This is a genomic window from Corynebacterium jeikeium, from assembly GCF_000738175.1.
GTDB lineage: Bacteria > Actinomycetota > Actinomycetes > Mycobacteriales > Mycobacteriaceae > Corynebacterium > Corynebacterium jeikeium_C.
This window is the reverse complement of sequence record NZ_JFCH01000027.1, coordinates 59813-77327: the sequence shown is the minus strand read 5'-3', so window position 1 is coordinate 77327 and position 17515 is coordinate 59813. Positions and strand designations below refer to the sequence as shown.

Annotated in this window: 15 protein-coding genes; 12 read left to right on the top strand and 3 right to left on the bottom strand. The window is 64.0% G+C overall.

What is annotated here, in order from left to right; genetic code table 11:
* Positions 1-18 precede the first annotated feature (18 nt).
* The 6 genes from JQ46_RS03840 to JQ46_RS03815 all read left to right on the top strand — a co-directional run bounded on the left by JQ46_RS03840 (position 19) and on the right by JQ46_RS03815 (position 5245).
* Positions 19-999 (top strand): F0F1 ATP synthase subunit gamma, encoded by a 981-nt coding sequence (locus JQ46_RS03840; RefSeq protein ID WP_034985590.1) that lies wholly within the window; start codon positions 19-21, stop codon positions 997-999.
* 2 nt (positions 1000-1001) lie between these two features.
* The gene (gene atpD, locus JQ46_RS03835; RefSeq protein WP_034985588.1) at positions 1002-2447 is read left to right on the top strand and encodes a F0F1 ATP synthase subunit beta; all 1446 of its coding nucleotides are present in this window, start codon (positions 1002-1004) and stop codon (positions 2445-2447) included.
* 12 nt (positions 2448-2459) lie between these two features.
* The gene (locus tag JQ46_RS03830; RefSeq protein ID WP_034985587.1) at positions 2460-2831 is read left to right on the top strand and encodes a F0F1 ATP synthase subunit epsilon; all 372 of its coding nucleotides are present in this window, start codon (positions 2460-2462) and stop codon (positions 2829-2831) included.
* Between the two features lie 103 nt (positions 2832-2934).
* On the top strand, positions 2935-3354 hold the full coding sequence (locus tag JQ46_RS03825) for a DUF2550 domain-containing protein (protein WP_034985585.1): 420 nt from the start codon (positions 2935-2937) through the stop codon (positions 3352-3354).
* Between the two features lie 36 nt (positions 3355-3390).
* On the top strand, positions 3391-4116 hold the full coding sequence (gene nucS, locus JQ46_RS03820) for an endonuclease NucS (RefSeq protein WP_034985584.1): 726 nt from the start codon (positions 3391-3393) through the stop codon (positions 4114-4116).
* Between the two features lie 100 nt (positions 4117-4216).
* Complete coding sequence (locus JQ46_RS03815) at positions 4217-5245, top strand: tetratricopeptide repeat protein (RefSeq protein ID WP_034985583.1); 1029 nt, start codon at positions 4217-4219, stop codon at positions 5243-5245.
* A gap of 75 nt (positions 5246-5320) precedes the next feature.
* Here JQ46_RS03815 and glgB read toward each other — a convergent pair whose 3' ends face one another.
* Positions 5321-7456: a 1,4-alpha-glucan branching protein GlgB gene (glgB, locus tag JQ46_RS03810; protein ID WP_034985581.1), complete on the bottom strand. Its 2136-nt coding sequence runs from the start codon at positions 7454-7456 to the stop codon at positions 5321-5323.
* An 11-nt stretch (positions 7457-7467) separates the two neighbouring features.
* Entirely contained in the window at positions 7468-9492 is a 2025-nt protein-coding gene (locus tag JQ46_RS03805) for an alpha-1,4-glucan--maltose-1-phosphate maltosyltransferase (RefSeq protein ID WP_034985579.1), read from the bottom strand.
* Positions 9493-9560: 68 nt separating this feature from the next.
* On the opposite strand from JQ46_RS03805, the gene JQ46_RS03800 reads away from it, so the two are divergent.
* From JQ46_RS03800 to JQ46_RS03780, 5 genes are all read left to right on the top strand, one after another.
* On the top strand, positions 9561-10520 hold the full coding sequence (locus tag JQ46_RS03800; RefSeq protein WP_192817233.1) for an ABC transporter ATP-binding protein: 960 nt from the start codon (positions 9561-9563) through the stop codon (positions 10518-10520).
* 22 nt (positions 10521-10542) lie between these two features.
* On the top strand, positions 10543-11454 hold the full coding sequence (locus tag JQ46_RS03795) for an NUDIX hydrolase (protein ID WP_034985578.1): 912 nt from the start codon (positions 10543-10545) through the stop codon (positions 11452-11454).
* 13 nt (positions 11455-11467) lie between these two features.
* A complete protein-coding gene (locus tag JQ46_RS03790; protein WP_034985577.1) occupies positions 11468-12709 on the top strand; it encodes a THUMP-like domain-containing protein in 1242 nt (413 codons plus the stop codon).
* A gap of 92 nt (positions 12710-12801) precedes the next feature.
* Entirely contained in the window at positions 12802-13590 is a 789-nt protein-coding gene (locus JQ46_RS03785) for an electron transfer flavoprotein subunit beta/FixA family protein (RefSeq protein WP_034985575.1), read from the top strand.
* Positions 13591-13611: 21 nt separating this feature from the next.
* Positions 13612-14565, top strand: coding sequence for an electron transfer flavoprotein subunit alpha/FixB family protein (locus JQ46_RS03780; RefSeq protein ID WP_034985573.1), 954 nt, complete (start codon positions 13612-13614; stop codon positions 14563-14565).
* 129 nt (positions 14566-14694) lie between these two features.
* On the opposite strand, the gene JQ46_RS03775 is transcribed toward JQ46_RS03780, so the two are convergent.
* On the bottom strand, positions 14695-15894 hold the full coding sequence (locus JQ46_RS03775; protein ID WP_034985570.1) for an ATP-binding protein: 1200 nt from the start codon (positions 15892-15894) through the stop codon (positions 14695-14697).
* A 351-nt stretch (positions 15895-16245) separates the two neighbouring features.
* Between JQ46_RS03775 and JQ46_RS03765 the strand changes: the two genes are divergently transcribed.
* On the top strand, positions 16246-17490 hold the full coding sequence (locus JQ46_RS03765) for a cysteine desulfurase family protein (RefSeq protein ID WP_424647996.1): 1245 nt from the start codon (positions 16246-16248) through the stop codon (positions 17488-17490).
* The last annotated feature ends 25 nt before the right edge of the window (positions 17491-17515 follow it).

Genomic DNA, 17515 nt, shown 5'->3' with positions numbered 1-17515 from the left:
AGAAGGGAGGCGATAGTTATGGCTAGTCTTCGCGAACTGAGGACACGCATCAAGTCCGTGAACTCGACTAAGAAGATCACGAAGGCCCAGGAGCTCATCGCCACCTCGAGGATCACGAAGGCTCAGGCACGTGTTGACGATGCGGAGCCTTACGCGGATGAAATCACCCGCGTGGTTCAGCGCCTGGCCTCCGCCAGCACCCTGGATCACAAGATCCTGCAGGAGCCGACGGATGCTTCCCGCGCCGCAATCCTCGTGGTTTCAAGTGACCGTGGCATGTGCGGTGGCTACAACAACAACGTCTTCAAAAAGACTGCAGAGCTGCGCAAGCGCCTGGAGAACGAAGGCAAGGACGTTGTTCTGTACGTCTCTGGTAACAAGGGCATCTCCTACTACAACTTCCGTGGCGAGGACATCGCAGGTGCCTGGTCGGGCTACTCTCAGGACCCCGACTACGCGGCTACCCACGATGTGCGCCGCCACCTGATTGACGGCTTCGTCGCCGGTTCCGAAGGAACCGCTAAGTGGCGCGAGGGCCTCAACGCGGAAGAGGGGCAGGCTGTACAGGGATTCGACGAGGTGCACATCGTGTACACCCGCTTCGAGTCCATGCTGAGCCAGAAGCCAGAGGCACACCGACTGTTGCCGATCGAGACTGTGGTTGAGGAAGAGAAGTTCGAGCTCGGCGAGGATCTGGTCTCCGACAAGGTTGACCAGGTTTCCGCCGACTACGACTTCGAGCCCGACCCAGACACCCTGTTGAAGGCTTTGCTGCCGCAGTATGTCTCCCGAGGCATCTTCGCAGCAATGCTGGAGTCTGCGGCGTCGGAATCCGCAGCGCGTCGTACCGCGATGAGCGCCGCAACCGACAATGCGACCGACCTGGTCAAGCAGCTTTCCCGAGTTGCCAACCAGGCTCGTCAGGCCCAGATTACCCAGGAAATTACAGAGATCGTCGGTGGCGCATCCGCGCTCGCCGATAGCGGAGAAAGTGATTAAGTATGACTACAGCAAACAAGATTCAGCAGCCCGCTGAATCGGCTGTTGCGGGCCGCGTCGTGCGAGTTATCGGCCCGGTCGTCGACGTGGAGTTTCCGCGCGGCCAGCAGCCAGCACTGTTCAACGCCCTGACCGTCGAGGTTGACCTCGAGGCAGTGGCAAAGACCATCACCCTGGAGGTTGCACAGCACCTCGGGGACAACCTCGTGCGCGCCGTGTCCATGGCACCGACCGACGGCCTGATCCGTGGCGCTGAGGTTACCGACACCGGCAAGCCGATCTCCGTACCGGTCGGCGACGTCGTGAAGGGCCACGTCTTCAACGCTCTGGGCGACTGCCTGGACGAGCCGGGCCTGGGCCGCGACGGCGAGCAGTGGGGCATCCACCGCGAGCCGCCGGCATTCGACCAGCTCGAGGGCAAGACCGAGATCCTGGAGACCGGTATTAAGGTCATCGACCTGCTGACCCCGTACGTGAAGGGCGGCAAGATCGGCCTGTTCGGTGGTGCAGGTGTGGGTAAGACGGTTCTCATCCAGGAGATGATTACCCGTATTGCCCGCGAGTTCTCCGGTACCTCCGTGTTCGCCGGTGTTGGTGAGCGTACCCGTGAGGGCACCGACCTCTTCCTGGAAATGGAAGAGATGGGCGTGCTGCAGGATACCGCGCTTGTGTTCGGCCAGATGGACGAGCCGCCGGGAGTCCGTATGCGCGTGGCTCTGTCCGGTCTGACCATGGCGGAGTACTTCCGCGATGTTCAGAACCAGGACGTGCTGCTGTTCATCGACAACATCTTCCGTTTCACCCAGGCCGGTTCTGAGGTTTCGACCCTGCTGGGTCGTATGCCTTCTGCCGTGGGCTACCAGCCCACCCTGGCTGACGAGATGGGTGTTCTGCAGGAGCGTATTACCTCGACCAAGGGTCGTTCCATTACCTCCCTGCAGGCCGTTTACGTGCCGGCCGATGACTACACCGACCCGGCACCGGCTACGACCTTCGCCCACCTGGATGCGACGACCGAGCTGGATCGTTCCATCGCCTCGAAGGGTATTTACCCCGCAGTGAACCCGCTGACCTCTACCTCTCGTATCCTCGAGCCGGGTATCGTCGGCGAGCGTCACTACGAGGTTGCCCAGCGCGTGATCCACATCCTGCAGAAGAACAAGGAGCTGCAGGACATCATCGCCATCCTGGGTATGGACGAGCTCTCGGAAGAGGATAAGATCACCGTTCAGCGTGCACGTCGCCTGGAGCGCTTCCTGGGCCAGAACTTCTTCGTTGCGGAGAAGTTCACCGGTATCCCGGGCTCCTACGTGCCGCTGGCCGACACGATCGACGCCTTCGAGCGCATCTGCGACGGCGAGTTCGACGCTTACCCGGAGCAGGCCTTCAACGGTCTGGGTGGCCTGGACGATGTCGAGGCTGCTTACAAGAAGATGACCGAAAAGTAAGGGGTTAAGCACATGGCTGAGATTGCCGCACAACTGGTCTCCGTGGAACGTCCGCTGTGGGTTGGTACCGCAACGTCCGTTACCGCGCAGACCACTGAGGGCGAGATCGGCGTGCTCCCTGGTCACGAGCCTCTGCTCGGCCAGCTGGTCGAGAACGGCGTCGTTACCATTCGGACGAACACCGGTGAGAAGCTGGTGGCCGCGGTGCAGGGCGGGTTCCTGTCCGTGTCCTCCAAGAAGATCACCATTCTGGCGGATTCTGCAACGTGGGCCAGCGAGGTCAACGTTGCGGATGCCGAGTCCCGCAAGCAGTCTGCAGAGACTGAGCACGACAAGGCCGTCGCAGAGTCCGAGTTGCGCGCTGTGAAGCGTATGGAAGCTTAAGAGCTATCTAGCTTTAAACTTCCCGACAAACGGGTTCCACTGTTTTCACGGTGGGGCCCGTTTTGCTTTTTCGAAACCCACTTCATGCCTGTAAGTTAGGTATATGGCGTGGTTGTTGTATTTTCTTGCGGCGGTGGCGCTGTTCGTCGTCATCGCCGTTGTGTGGCGCTTTTTTGCGCTGCGTTCCCAGGGGTATCCCGTGGTCGTCCGGCGCCTGCCAAATTCTGATGGCAGGCACTGGCGCCACGGGATTTTGAAGTATTCGGGCCAATCCGCCAAGTTCTACAAGCTGCGTAGCCTGCGCCCCGCCTCGGATGTAGTGCTTACGCGCCTGGGCACCGCAATTGTTTCTCGCCGCGAGATCACCCCGCGGGAGTCCGCCTTCTTGGAGGACGACGTGCACATCGTCGAGGTGGTTCACCGCAAGACGCATTGGGAGATCGCCCTGGATAGTGCAGGGGATACCGCGTTGGTGTCTTGGCTGGAATCCGCCCCTTCGGAACGCCGCATACCCCGTCATTGAGTCGTCGCCGGCTTGCGTAGCGTAGGCTGAACAACCATGCGCTTAGTCATTGCCCGCTGCTGTGTCGATTACGTCGGACGCCTGGAGGCCCACCTGCCGCCCGCCGACCGTCTGATCTTGGTGAAGGCCGATGGTTCGGTCTCTATCCACGCCGACGATCGTGCGTATAAGCCGCTCAATTGGATGATGCCGCCGTGTTCCCTCGAGGTCGTCGAGGCTAGCTCTTTTGATGCTGATGACGCCCCTACGGAGTATTCGGAGCTTGGAAATGAGGGGGTCGAGCAGTTGTGGATCGTCACGAATCCAAAGGGGGAGCAGCTGCGGATCCAGATTTTCGAGATCTACTCCGATACGGAGCACGACCTCGGGGAGGACCCAGGCCTGGTGAAGGATGGCGTGGAGGCACACCTGCAGGAGCTGCTGGCTGAGCAGATTGAGATCTTGGGCGAGGGGTACTCTTTGATCCGCCGCGAATACCCGACGGCTATCGGCCCGGTGGATATTCTGTCTAAGGACTCGACAGGCGCGACGGTGGCCGTGGAGATCAAGCGCCGCGGTGGCATCGACGGTGTGGAGCAGCTGACCCGCTATGTGGAGCTACTTAACCGGGACGAGCTGCTGGCTCCCGTCACGGGCGTGTTTGCCGCCCAGGAGATCAAGCCGCAGGCTCGCACACTGGCAGAGGACCGTGGTTTTCGTTGCGTTACCCTGGACTATGAAGCAATGCGAGGAACCGACTCCTCGGAGCTGCGGCTTTTCTAGAAGACTCAGCGCTCTTTGTCGGTTTTAGCCCTCAACAGGCGATTAATTACTCCCGCGCGGTCAGCGCGTGGGAGGGCAAGTAAGAAAGGACACTTTAAAGGTGACGAATCCTTCTAATACTCCTCCGTCCCGCTTCGTGGCCGGGGCAGTGGACCTGGGTGCGGTAAAGCAGCAGGCTGAGCAGCGAGCGCAGGCGCAGGCCCGCGCCGCCCAGGCGGGAGCGGCTGGCGCTGGTGCCGCCGCTGGAGGTACTGGCGCGGCAGGCGGAACCGGCGCAGGAGGCACCGGAGCTTCCGTAGCTTTCGTAAGTACCATTACCCCGGAGAACTTCGAGTTGGACCTTGTGGTTCGTTCCACTCAGGTGCCGGTAGTTACGCTGTTGGGCTCCGCACGCTCGGAAGCCTCTGAGCAGATGCGCAAGGACTTCACCAAGCTGGCTGAGTCCCAGCAGGCGCCGACCAAGTGGCTCTTCCGTTACGTGGATGTCGACGCCACCCCAGAGGTCGCTCAGGCCTTCGGCGTGCAGGCAATCCCTACCGTCATCGCGCTGGCCGCCGGTCGCCCGCTGACCAACTTCGAGGGCGGCCAGCCCGCCGCGCAGCTGCACGGCTGGGTAGATGCTGTGGTGCAGGCCGTAGACGGCAAGCTGCGCGGCCTGGCTCCGGAGGAAGACCCGGCTAATGCGGCCGGCGGTGGCGCAGGCGCCGACTCGGATGGTGCTGACGCGAACCAGGATGCGGGTGACCCGCGCCTGGCTGCCGCCGCCGAGAAGCTCGAGGCGGAGGACTACGCAGGTGCAGTTGCGGAGTATGACGCCATCCTTGCCAACCCCGCACAGGCCGATGAAGAGCTCGTAGGGGAGGCTCGCGCGGCGCGTGCCAATGCGCTGCTGATGCAGCGCCTGTCCACGGGTGGGGACGAGTTCGCGGAATCCGACCGCCTGCTGCTGGCGGGCGACAAGCCTAAGGCCTTCGACCTACTGATTGAGGAGCTGCGCCCGTCCGCCGAGGGCAGCGCAGATCACAAGAAGCAGGCGAAGGCTCGTCTGCTGGAGCTGTTCAGCCTGTTCGACCCGGCGGATCCGGAGGTCATCGCGGGCCGCACCCGCATGGCCTCGGCACTGTTCTAGGCGCCACACCCGCCCAGGCTCGGGAGCTGGGCCGGGTCGGCCCAAGATGCTCCGGCCGCGAGAGCTGAGCCGGGCTTAGCTCTCTAGCACGAACCAGCGCGCGGTGTGCGCCGGGATCTGCAGCACAGCGGAGGCGTCCATGCCGTGGGAGCCGGTGGGCTCCGTGTGTAGGTTGCCATTCACGCGCCCGGCGCCCTCGTACTGCACGTCGTCGGTGTTTAGCACCTCGCGCCACGTACCGGCCTGCGGCAGGCCGATGCGGTAGTTCTCCTGGGTGGTGCCCGAGAAGTTAATTACACACGCCAGCTCGCGCCCACGGTGGCGTCGAATAAAGGAAAGAACGTTATTCGCCGAGTCGTCGCTGGCGATCCATTGGAAGCCCTCCGGCGCGTGGTCCTGCCCCAGAGCGGGCTCGGAGTGATAGAGCTTGTTCAGCTGGCTGGTCAGGGCGCTGATGCCGCGGTGAAACTCGCCTTCCCAGCCTTCGAGGTTGTGCCAGTCTAGGCCGCGGGACTCGTTCCACTCCTCGGTCTGGCCCCATTCCTGGCCCTGGAAGAGCAACTTCTTTCCCGGGTGCGCCCACATGAACGCCAGGTAGCTGCGCACCATCGCCGCCTTATCCCAAGCGGAACTGGCGGGCATGCGCGACCACAGGGTTCCCTTGCCGTGCACGACCTCGTCGTGGCTGATCGGCAGCACGTACTTCTCGGAGTAGGCGTAGACCATCGAGAACGTGATCTCGTTGTGGTGGTAGCTGCGGTAGGCCGGGTCGCGCTGGATGTATTCCAGGCTGTCGTGCATCCAGCCCATGTTCCACTTCAGGCTGAACCCCAGGCCGCCTTCGCTGGTGGGGGCAGTCACGCCCGGCCAAGAGGTCGACTCTTCGGCGATAGTCAGCGAGCCCGGGCACTCGCGGTGCACGGTGGCGTTCATTTCCTTCAGGAATTCCACCGCATCGAGGTTCTCGCGCCCGCCGTACTGGTTCGGCAGCCAGTCATCGCGGGAGTAGTCCAGGTACAGCATCGAGGCCACAGCGTCCACGCGCAGGCCGTCGATGTGGAACTCCTTGCACCAGTACAAAGCGTTGGCCACCAGGAAGTTGCGCACCTCGTTGCGGCCGAAGTCGAACACGTAGGTGCCCCAGTCCGGCTGCTCGCCGCGGCGCGGATCCGGGTGCTCGTAGCAGGCCTCGCCGTCGAAGCGGCCCAGAGCCCAGCCGTCCTTGGGGAAGTGGCCCGGAACCCAGTCCATGATCACGCCGATGCCTGCGCGGTGCAGCGAATCGATCAGATAGCGCAGATCGTCCGGGCCGCCGTAGCGGTTGTTCGGCGCGTAGTAGCTGGTCACCTGGTAGCCCCAGGAGGGCTCGAAGGGGTGCTCGGAAACACCCATAAGCTCTACGTGGGTGTAGCCCAACTTCTGTACGTACTCCACCAGCTCCCCGGCCAGCTCCCGGTAGTTGCGACCCTTGCGCCAGCTACCCAGGTGCATTTCGTAGATGCTCATGGTCTCGTCCACGCCCACGGCGGCGCGGTGGGCCAGCCACTCGTCGTCGCCCCAGGCGTAGTCGCTGTCCGCTACGACGATGGAGGCGGTCGCGGGGGCGGGCTCGGCCAGGCGCGCCATCGGGTCGGCCTTGTCCAGGCGCACGCCGTCGCCGGTGGTGATGGAGAACTTGTAGTGCGCCCCGGCGCCCACGCTGGGGATCCACAGCTCCCAGATGCCGCTGCTACCCAGCGCGCGCATGGGGTGCTGGTTAGCGTTCCAGCCGTTGAAGTCGCCGATCACGGAAACACCCGCAGCATGCGGCGCCCACACGGAAAAGGCCACGCCACCGTCCACTACATGCGCGCCGAGAACCTTCCACAGCTCCTCGTGGCGGCCTTCGCCGATGAGGTAGCGGTCGAGGTCGCCGACGGTCGGCAGGCGGCGGTAGGGGTCTTCCAGGGTGGCGGTGGTGCCGCCGGCCCAGGTGACTTCGAAGACGTAGGTGTCTACGAAGTAATCCACGGTTGCGGTGAATAGCGCCGGGTATTCTTCGGCCGCCGCCATCTGCACCGGCTCGCCGCCGTTGATGCGCACGGCGACGGACTCCGCCCCGCACTGAACCGTGCGAATGGTGGTGGTTCCGTCTCCGTTTTCGTGTGCCCCAAGCACGTCGTGCGGGGCGTGGTGCCTACGTTCTGCGAGCCGGTGGTAATCGTGGTTCATACCCGCCGATTCTACCTGCGGGGATCGTATTCTTCCTGGGCTCGCATGCAAACGCGCTCGCGCTCACCCTCACCAAGGGTGGGCAGCCGGAAGATGTGCGCAACCTGGAAGTCCGGGTCCAGGCGCACGTAGTTGCTGGCGCCCCAGGTGTAGGTCTGGTTCGTCGGCAGGTCGGTGACCTCGAAGTGCGTCTCCTCCGGCGCACCCAGGCCAAGCGCTTCGGTATCCAGGTGCACAGAGCCCTCGACGATCGCGTTGGGGTTCAGGTTTACCACCACGAGCACCGCGTTGCCGGTAACACCGTCGACCTTCGAGTACGCGAGGAGGTCGTCGCTCGTGGTCTCGTGCAAGCGCAGGGTGCGCTGTTGTTGCAGCGCCGGGTTTTCTTGACGCCACAGGTTCAGATCCCTGATCCATTCAGCGCAGTTGTCCACTGAGTAGTCGCGCGGACGCAGCTCGTACTTCTCGGAGTCCAGGTATTCCTCCGAGCCCGCGTGAACCGGCGTGGATTCGTAGATCTCAAAGCCGGAGTACACGCCCCACAGCGGGGAGAGGGTGGAGGCCAGAGCGGCGCGGATAGCGAACATGGCCTTGCCGCCGGTCTGCAGGGATTCGTGCAGGATGTCCGGGGTATTGACGAACAGGTTCGGGCGGAAGACATCGGCGTAGTTGGCTATGTCCCCGGCGAATTCTTCCAGCTCCTCCTTGGTGGTCTTCCAGGTGAAGTAGCTGTAGGACTGCGTGAATCCCGCCTTGGCCAGGCCGTAGAGGCGCGGCGGGCGGGTGAAAGCCTCGGAGAGGAAGACCACGTCCGGGTCGGTGGCGTGGACCTCGGCGATCAGCCACTGCCAGAAGTTTGTGGGCTTGGTGTGCGGGTTATCTACGCGGAAGATGCGCACGCCGCGGCCGATCCATAGGCGCACTACCTTCAGCACCTCTCGGTACAGACCCTCCGGATCGTTGTCGAAGTTCAGCGGGTAGATGTCCTGGTACTTCTTCGGCGGGTTCTCGGCGTAGGCGATGGTGCCGTCCGGCAGCACAGTGAACCACTCCGGGTGCTCCTTAGCCCAGGGGTGGTCGGGGGCGCACTGCAGCGCCAGGTCCAGGGCGACCTTCAGGCCTTGGTCGTTGGCGGCGGCGACGAAGTTCTCGAAGTCCTCGACGGTGCCGAGGCGCGGGTGCACGGCCTCGTGGCCGCCTTCCTTGGAGCCGATGGCCCACGGGGAGCCGACGTCCTCCGGGGTGGGGGTCAGGGTGTTGTTCTTACCCTTGCGGTTGATCTCGCCGATCGGGTGGATCGGCGGCAGGTACAGCACGTCGAAGCCCATGTCCGCGATGCGCGGCAGGTCCGCGGCAGCGGTGGCGAAGGTGCCGTGCACCGGGTTGCCGTCGGCATCCCAGCCGCCGGTGGAGCGGGGGAACATTTCGTACCAGGCACCCACGCCGGCGGTCTTTTCTTCCACCAGCACGTGGAACTCCGGGCCGCGGGTCAGCAGGTCGCGCAGCGGGCGCTTGTCCAGGGCCTCCTTGATCTCCGGAGATAGGGCGGCGGCTAGGCGCTCGTCGATGCTCAAGGACTCATCGCGCAGCTGGCCGGGTACGGAGGCCACCAGCTCCCGGTGCTTACGGGAGGCCTTCTCCGCCGCCCGCTCGAACAGGCGCGCGCCGAGCTCAAAATCATTGGCCAGCGCCTGGGCATCCTGTCCTGCGGCTACCTTCTTGGTGATTGCGTTGAACCATGTGGCCGCTGGATCCGACCAGGCGTCAACACGAAAAGTCCACATACCCGGCACATCCGGAACGAACACTGCATGGCGACGGTCGACGTCCTCGGGATCCGGCGACATCGTGATCTTCGCGCGACCGCCCTCAGCGCCGGCGGGGCGGCGGACGACGAGGGTGGCGGAGATAGCGTCGTGCCCCTCGCGCCAGACAGTCGCGCTGACCGGGAACACCTGGCCGACGATGGCCTTGGCGGGGGTGGCTCCGTGGGAGATGACGGGGGAGATGCAGTCGATGCCGAGGCGGCCGGTCATGGGGAAGCTCCTTTAAATGGCAGTGGGGATCCGTTGGCGATTCGCGTTGGTGCTTACACAGCAAGCCTATGTTGTTGGCACACTTCGCGCGGATCTTCAGGCACCATGGGGGAGTGAGCGAGAACGTGACGAACTTGATTTCCACCCCGGCCACCGCGCAGGCTGACGAGGACGACCTGATCGTAAACATGCGCAACGTCTCCGTTGTGCGCGACGGACGAGCCATCCTGGCGCCGATGGATTGGCAGGTGGAGCTGGACGAACGCTGGATCATCGTCGGCCCCAACGGGGCGGGCAAGACCACCCTGATGCGTCTGGCATCGGCGCAGATGTTCCCGACCACTGGCACCGTGAAGCTCATCGGCGAGCAGGTGGGCAAGGTGGATCTGCGCGAGCTGCGCACCGCCATCGGCATGAGCTCCTCGGCGCTGGCACAGCGCGTGCCGGGGGATGAGAAGGTCGCGGACATCGTGATTTCCGCCGGTTATGACGTGCTGGGCCGCTGGCGAGAGGATTACGACGAGCTGGACTACGAACGCGCCATCGAGATCCTGGAAAGCGTCGGCGCCTACCACCTGGCCGAGCAGACCTGGAGGACCCTAAGCGAAGGCGAACGCAAGCGCGTGTTGATCGCCCGCGCCCTGATGAACGACCCCGAGCTACTACTGCTGGACGAGCCGGGCGCGGGCCTGGATCTCGGCAGCCGCGAGGACTTGGTGGCGCTGCTGTCGGACCTGGCGGCGGATGCGGACTCCCCGGCGATCGTGATGATCACCCACCACGTGGAGGAAATCCCGCCGGGGTTCACCCACGCCCTGCTGCTGGACGAAGGCGAGGTTGTGGCCCAGGGAATCCTGGAAGACGTAATGACTAGCGAGAACCTCACCCGCACCTTCCACCAGCCGATCGAAGTCAAGCACGAGGACGGCCGCTGGTTCGCCCGCCGTAGCCGCCAGCGCCGGGGAAGTCACCGTTCCAGTGGAGCCAGTGGAGCCAGTGGCGCCAATGGAGCCGGCCACCGCCGATAGGAAGATCGGTAGACTCTGACGCATGAAGGAAAACCGTTTGGGCCCAGTGCAGCCACGTCACGCGTCAACGGTGATTCTGTTGCGCGACACGTTGTCGGGGATCGAGGTGTACGTCCAGGAGCGTGCCTCGACCATGAAGTTCTGCGCGGAGATGACGGTTTTCCCAGGCGGCGGTGTGGATTCCCGAGATATGCCGGGAGACGTCGACGGCGATGGCCACATGTCGCCGGCCATCAATTGGCAGGGCGCGGAGGTCAAGTGGTGGGCCAAGCGCCTGCAGAAGCCGGAATCCATGGCTCGCGCCCTGGTCTGTGCCGCGGTGCGCGAGACCTTCGAGGAGTGCGGCACGCTGCTGGCCACCCACCGCGATGGCTCACCAGTCGTGGACACCACGCCCTACCAGGAGGAACGCAAGCTGCTGGAGAACCACCAGCTGAGCTTCTCCGACTTCATGAGCAACAACAACCTGGTCTTGCGCTCCGACCTGCTGCGCCCCTGGGCCAACTGGGTCACCCCGGTGGAGCAGCCGATTCGCTACGACACGGCCTTTTTTGTGGCCGCCATGCCGGAGGGGCAGGAGACGAGGGCTGATACCCCGGAGGCCACCTCGACAGGCTGGTTCCGTCCCTCCACGCTGCTGGATGGCTGGCGCTCCCGCAAGATCTCTCTGATGCCGCCGACGTGGGCGCAGCTGAAGTTGCTGGATACCTTCCGCACCGTCGAGGAAGTGTTGGATTTTTCCTCCAGCCTCTCCGTCGATCCGGTGCTCGAGGAGCCCGTCGACGAGCCGTACATGGCTGAGTACTACCTGATGGAACAGCAGATGTACGGCGCGCCCGCCCGCCAGTTCGCGCCGGGCATGAAGTTCGTCGTTGACCCCGCCGAGATGCCGGAGAATCCTTTCGCCATCCGCCCCGACTCCTACGAGCAGTAGGGCGCGCGCAAGCATGGCCTTTTCTGCTGCCGAGCTGGATTTTCTGCTCGCCGATTGTGCCGCTGGCTCGCCCCTTATTAATGACGCCACTACGTATCAGCTGACCAAGAAATCCCTCGTGCAGGACCTTTCCCACCTGCGCAAGGCACACGGCGAGCACGCCCGCGCCCTGGTGGAACTGGTACAGGCTCGCCGCGCGGGCAAGCTGCCGGAAAACTGGCTGATGGATAGTGAATCAGTCCAGCAGGCCACCCCGCCGGTAGTCGCCGCGTGGCGCGCGGAGGTGTTGAAGTCCGCCGGGGTGGAGGCCGCTGTGGATGTCACCTGCAGTATCGGCACTGAACTGCACGCGCTTGCTGCCGCGGGACTGCGGGTGCTGGGCGGGGATCTGGACCACCAGCGCCTGCGGATGGCCCATTTCAATGTGCCGGAAGTTCCGGTCGCGCGCATGGATGCGCTGCGTCCCGCGTTCGCCGGTGACCTGAAATCCGGCGCACTGAAATCCGGCATCCTGAAATCCGGCGTTGTGGTGGCGGATCCAGCACGCCGGAATTCCTCGGGGCGTATCGCCAAGTTGGAAGACCTGCAGCCGCCGCTGCCGGAGCTCATGGACTGCTACGACAATCTGGTGGTCAAATGCGCGCCAGGCATCGACTACTCCGAGTTCGACGGCCACGTGGAGGTTGTTTCCGTCGATGGAGGAGTAAAGGAGACGTGCCTTTATTCACCCGCGATCCTGGGGCGGGGACGCCGGGCGGTGGTGACGGGGGCGTCATCAGTTAAAGAAATAGTGACAAGCGACGAACCCGAGGCCGACCGCGTGGGTGGGGCAGGGCGCTACATCGTGGACCCCGATGGTGCCATCGTGCGCGCCGGGCTGGTGCGCCAGTACGCGGCGCGGCACGGGCTGTGGCAACTGGACCCGCACATCGCGTACCTGACAGGCGACGAGCTGCCCGCGGGCGTGCGTGGCTTTGAGATTGTCGAAGAAGTGCCGCTGAAGAAGGCGCGTCCCGCTTTGGTGGCGCTAGGTGCGAAGAGCGTGGAAATCCTCGTGCGCGGCGTGAATGTGGACCCCGACGAGCTGCGGAAGAAGTGGAAGCTGAAGAAGGGCAACGCGGGCGGAAGCGGTGGCGCGGGTGGTGCCGGAGCGGCGGATACTGCTTACTCCGTCGTGGTTACGCGCATTGGCGAGGGCGGCGCTGCCAAGGCTGTGGCCTTTATCTGTAGGGCTCGCCGCAGCTCGCGGGGGTAGTTCTAAAACAATATAAGAAATTTGTGGCGGTGGTCACCTGGTGGTAGGTACTATGGTGCCAAATCACAATACCCAAGCAGGAAGGTCAACGAATGTCGAACATCGTTGTTCTGGTTAAGCAGGTGCCGGACACCTACTCCGAGCGCAAGCTCACCGACGATGACTTCACCCTCGACCGCGACAGCGCAGACGCTGTCCTGGACGAAATCAACGAAAACGCTGTTGAGGCTGCACTGCAGCTGAAGGAAGCAGACAGCTCCCGCAACGTCATCGTTCTGTCCGTCGGCCCGGAGCGCGCAACCGAGGCGCTGCGCAAGGCACTGTCCTTGGGCTGCGACGAGGCCAAGCTGGTTGTCGACGAGAACCTGGCTGGCTCCGACGCACTGGGCACGGCATGGACCCTGTCCAATGCTCTGAACCAGATCGAGGACATCGAGCTGATTATCGCCGGTAACGCCTCCACCGACGGTGGCGCTGGCTCCATCCCGGGCCTGCTGGCTGAGTACCGCCAGATCCCGGCTCTGACCCACATGGAAGAGCTGAGCGTTGAGGGCGGCAAGGTCACCGGTAAGCGCGTTACCGAGGAAGGCGTGTTCGGCCTGGAGGCTCCGACCCCGGCCATCGTGTCTGTGACTGAGAAGTCCAACACCCCGCGCTTCGCTGCCTTCAAGGGCATCATGGCTGCCAAGAAGAAGACCATCGAAGAGCTGTCTCTGGAAGAGATTGGCGTGGACGCTGCAAACGTTGGCCTGGCAAACGCCACCACCTCCGTTTCCGCTTCCACCCCGAAGCCGCCGAAGTCGGCTGGTGAGATCGTCAACGACGAGGGCGAGGGCGGCAAGCAGCTGGTCGAGTTCCTGGTCAAGGAAAAGCTGGTTTAAGGGAAGTAGGGATTTAAGGACATGACCAACGTACTAGTACTGGTTGAGCACGGTGAGGGTCAGCTGAAGAACTCCACCGTCGAGCTGATCACCGCTGCACGTGTATTCGGCACCGTTGGCGCCGTTGTTGTTGGCGCTCCCGGCACCACCGAGAAGCTGCAGGGCGCACTGGCCGAGGCTGGCGCAGAGACCATCTACGCCGCAGAGTCCGACCAGGCAGAGTCCCTGCTGATTACCCCGGAGGTCGACGCACTGTCCGGCCTGGCAGCTCAGCTGCAGGTTCCGGTTATCGTCTCCGCTACCGCAACCGGCAACGAGGTTGCAGGCCGCGTAGGCGCCCGCGTTGCTTCCGGTGTTCTGTACAACACCAGCAGCATCACCGCCGAGAAGTCCGCTGAGATCAGCATCTTCGGTGGCGCTTACACCGTTACCGCTTCCGCCGCTGGCGCATCCCCGGTCTTCACCCTGGCTCCGGGCTCCCTGGATCCGGAGCCGCAGGCTGCCGCTGGCAACGTCCAGCAGGTTGAGCTGCCGGGCGCTGGCCCGACCGCCGTCACCATCACCTCCTTCGCTCCGGCTGAGGCTGGCGACCGTCCGGACCTGACCGAGGCCAACATCGTGGTCTCCGGTGGCCGTGGCGTTGGTGGCTCCGAGGGCTTCACCGACGTTGTCGAGCCGCTGGCCGACGTCATGGGTGCCGCTGTTGGTGCTTCCCGTGCGGCGGTGGACGCAGACTACTACCCGGGCAAGTTCCAGGTCGGTCAGACCGGTGTTACGGTCTCCCCGAACCTGTACATCGCACTGGGTATCTCCGGCGCTATCCAGCACAAGGCTGGTATGCAGACCTCCAAGACCATCGTTGCTGTGAACAAGGACGAAGAGGCATCCATCTTCGAGATCGCAGACTTCGGTGTTGTCGGCGACCTGTTCAAGGTTGCTCCGCAGGCTACCGAGGAGCTGAAGAACCGCAAGTAGTTCTTCGCCCTAGGCTTTAATAGCCGTCCTATCGCCACTACTGGCGTGGACGGCAGCCATTAACCGGCGCCCTTTCGCTTAGCTTTACGCAGGCGGAAGGGCGCCGGTTTTCTTGTCTCCTGTTCTGCGCTACCCGTCCTGCTGCCGGATGTAGTCCTCCATGTACGGCAGCGTGAATCGCACGCGGCCGAATCCCGCCGGCTCGATCAGATCGCGGGTAATGAGGCGGCTTCGCCAGGTGGACAGGCCTCTTGGCTCTACGCCCAGGTGAGCGGCGATGTCGCCAGTCTTGACAGCTCTCGTTGCCGGTGCTGCCGCGCTTACCGGTTCTGGTTCGGACGCCCCCTCGTCGGCACTTATCGCAGCCATCGCGCGGAGGAAGTTCATTTCGCCCTCCGGCAGGCGGCTGAGCGCGGGCCGGTGGACGTGGCTGGTCATGCGGTCGATAGCCCGCTGGGAGGCAGTCTCCACGTGTGCGGCCTCGATGGTGCCCGAACCGTCGATTCCGGCAGCCGCCCAGGACAGTGCGCCAACCACCTGGATGAGGTAGGGGTATCCGCGGCAAATGTCGGTGGCGCGGCCTAGGGCGTCATCAGTAAAAGGGCGGCCAGAATCCGCGGCGGTGATCGCAAGGGTCTTCGAGACTTCCTCAGTCGGCACAGCGTGGAGGTCCACACGGAAGGCGCGGCGGAGGAACGTGGTGCCCTCGTGCTGCAGTAGCGTGTCCACGCCGTGGGGTAGGCCCGCGCAGACGAAGGCGATGTCGCGCTCATCGCGCATGAGGTCCTGGACCGCTGTGGCCAGGCGGTGGAGCTGGTCGAGGTCGGCGGATTGCAGCTCGTCGAGGGTGATGAGGATGCCGGTGCCGGTGATCACGTCGGAGAGTTCGCGTAGGCGGGTAATGAGCGTTGGCACGCTGCGGAGATCTTCAGCTCGGGAGTGGGCTTCAGTACGGAAGCTGCCCACACCGGTGATGGAGGCCCCGGAAAGCTTGCGCTCCGGTGGCTGCTCGATGCTAGTGATGGCGGTGGGGATCGTTGTTTCGACCAGCTCGGAGATCATGTCGCTATTGGGGTAGGCGCGCAGGACGATCCAACCCTGGGCGCGGGCCTTGTCCTCGATCTCGTTGAGCAGTACCGTTTTGCCCACACCACGCAGACCGCTGGCCAGAATCGTGCGGTGTGGGGAGCCGGGACCTTCGGCGAGACTGAGCTCAAAATCCTGCAGCAACTCAGCCCTGCCCGCCAGGTAGTACGGCGACGTGCCGAAGCTGGGGCGGAAGGGGTTTCGCTGGCTGGGTACGGCGGCTTGGGATGAGGGTTCGGACATGTCTCACACCATAGTGAAAGCTTGGCGTTTTTGTTAGATCTGTTAGATCTCGGTGGGCTTGTTAGAAGTGTTAGACCTGAGATCTCTGGATCCGGCTGTGTCCGTGACTGTGACTGTGGCTGTGTCCGTGACTGTGACTGTGTCCTTCTTGTTCTTCCGAAGCATATAGATGATCGCGATGAGAAGGCCAGGAACCGCAAGGACAAGAAGCGCGATCAGTACCATCAATAGGCACTCTGCGTGACCCATGTGCGATTACTCCTGTCGCGGATCAGCTCTGAGTACTTGAAGGGTATCAAGAGGCAGCGGTCCCGTGCGCGGTGTGCGATGCCCAAGAAGTAGGGTAGGGGCGTGAACAAGACCAACCACGCAGCGAAGAGCCCAGTGCCAGGATCGCCGACTGGTGCAGCGGGCGCGCGGGGGCGCCTGTACGTGGACAACGCGGCGTCTCAAGCTCTGCGCCCCGAAGCGCAGGAAGCGATGGAGCGCGCCGCGGAGCTGCTGAACCCCGCTGGCCAGTACAAGACCGGCCGCGATGCCCGCCGCAGCCTAGAGGACGCCCGCGAGCAGATCGCCGAACTCCTCGGCGCGGATGCAGCAGAGGTGATCTTCACCGGCTCTGGCACGGAGGCCGACAACATCGCCATCCAGGGTCTCGCGTTTGGTTCGAAGGCTCACCGGGGCGCGCATGTGATCGCCAGCTCCGACATCGAACACCCCGCCGTGGTCGAGTCCGTCGACTGGCTCACGGCCGGGCCGCTCGATCTGGGCTTTGACCGTGCGGTCCTTCCTACAGACGCCGCCGGCCGCATCCGTGACGAAGACTGGATCGCCGGTCTAGAAAACGGCGCGGACGCGCCTAGCGACCTCGCGCTGCTGACCTGCATGTGGGCCAATAACGAAACAGGCGCGATCCAGCCGGTGGAGACGCTCGCCAGCTTTGCTCGCAATAACGGCGTGCCCTTCCACACCGATGCGGTGCAAGCCGTCGGCCACATCCCCGTCGACTTCCACGCCCTCGGCGCCACCACGCTCGCCGCCAGCGCTCACAAGTTCGGCGGCCCGAAGAACACGGGACTGCTGCTCGCCCGCCGGGACGCGGACATCTTAAGCCCCGTGCGCGGAGGCGGCCAGGAGCGAAAGCTCCGCTCCGGCACCGTGAACGTACAGGGTGCGGTGGGATGTGCGGCGGCGTTGGCGTCATCAATTAAAGAACTAGAACAAGCAACCGCCAGAATGCGCGTGGCGCGCGAGAGGCTACGGGCGGCGGCGCAGGGCATCGACGGCGTGCGGATCTGGACCCCCGAGGTCGGTGCGCTGCCCGGGCACCTGCACATGAGCTTCCCCGGCGCGGAGGGCGACTCACTGATCATGCTTTTGGACGCCGCCGGGGTGGACGCATCGACGGGCTCCGCCTGCAGCGCCGGGGTGAACCGCGCCAGCCACGTGCTGACCGCCATGGGCGTGCCAGTGGACGTGGCAAGGGGAGCGCTGCGGCTAACCCTGGGCGCGGACATCACCGACGACCAGGTCGAGTACCTGGCGGGCATCCTGCCGCGCGTGGTCGAGCAGGCCCGCGCCGCCGGAATGGCCTAGCTGGGTGGGCTAGCTGAATAGCTCA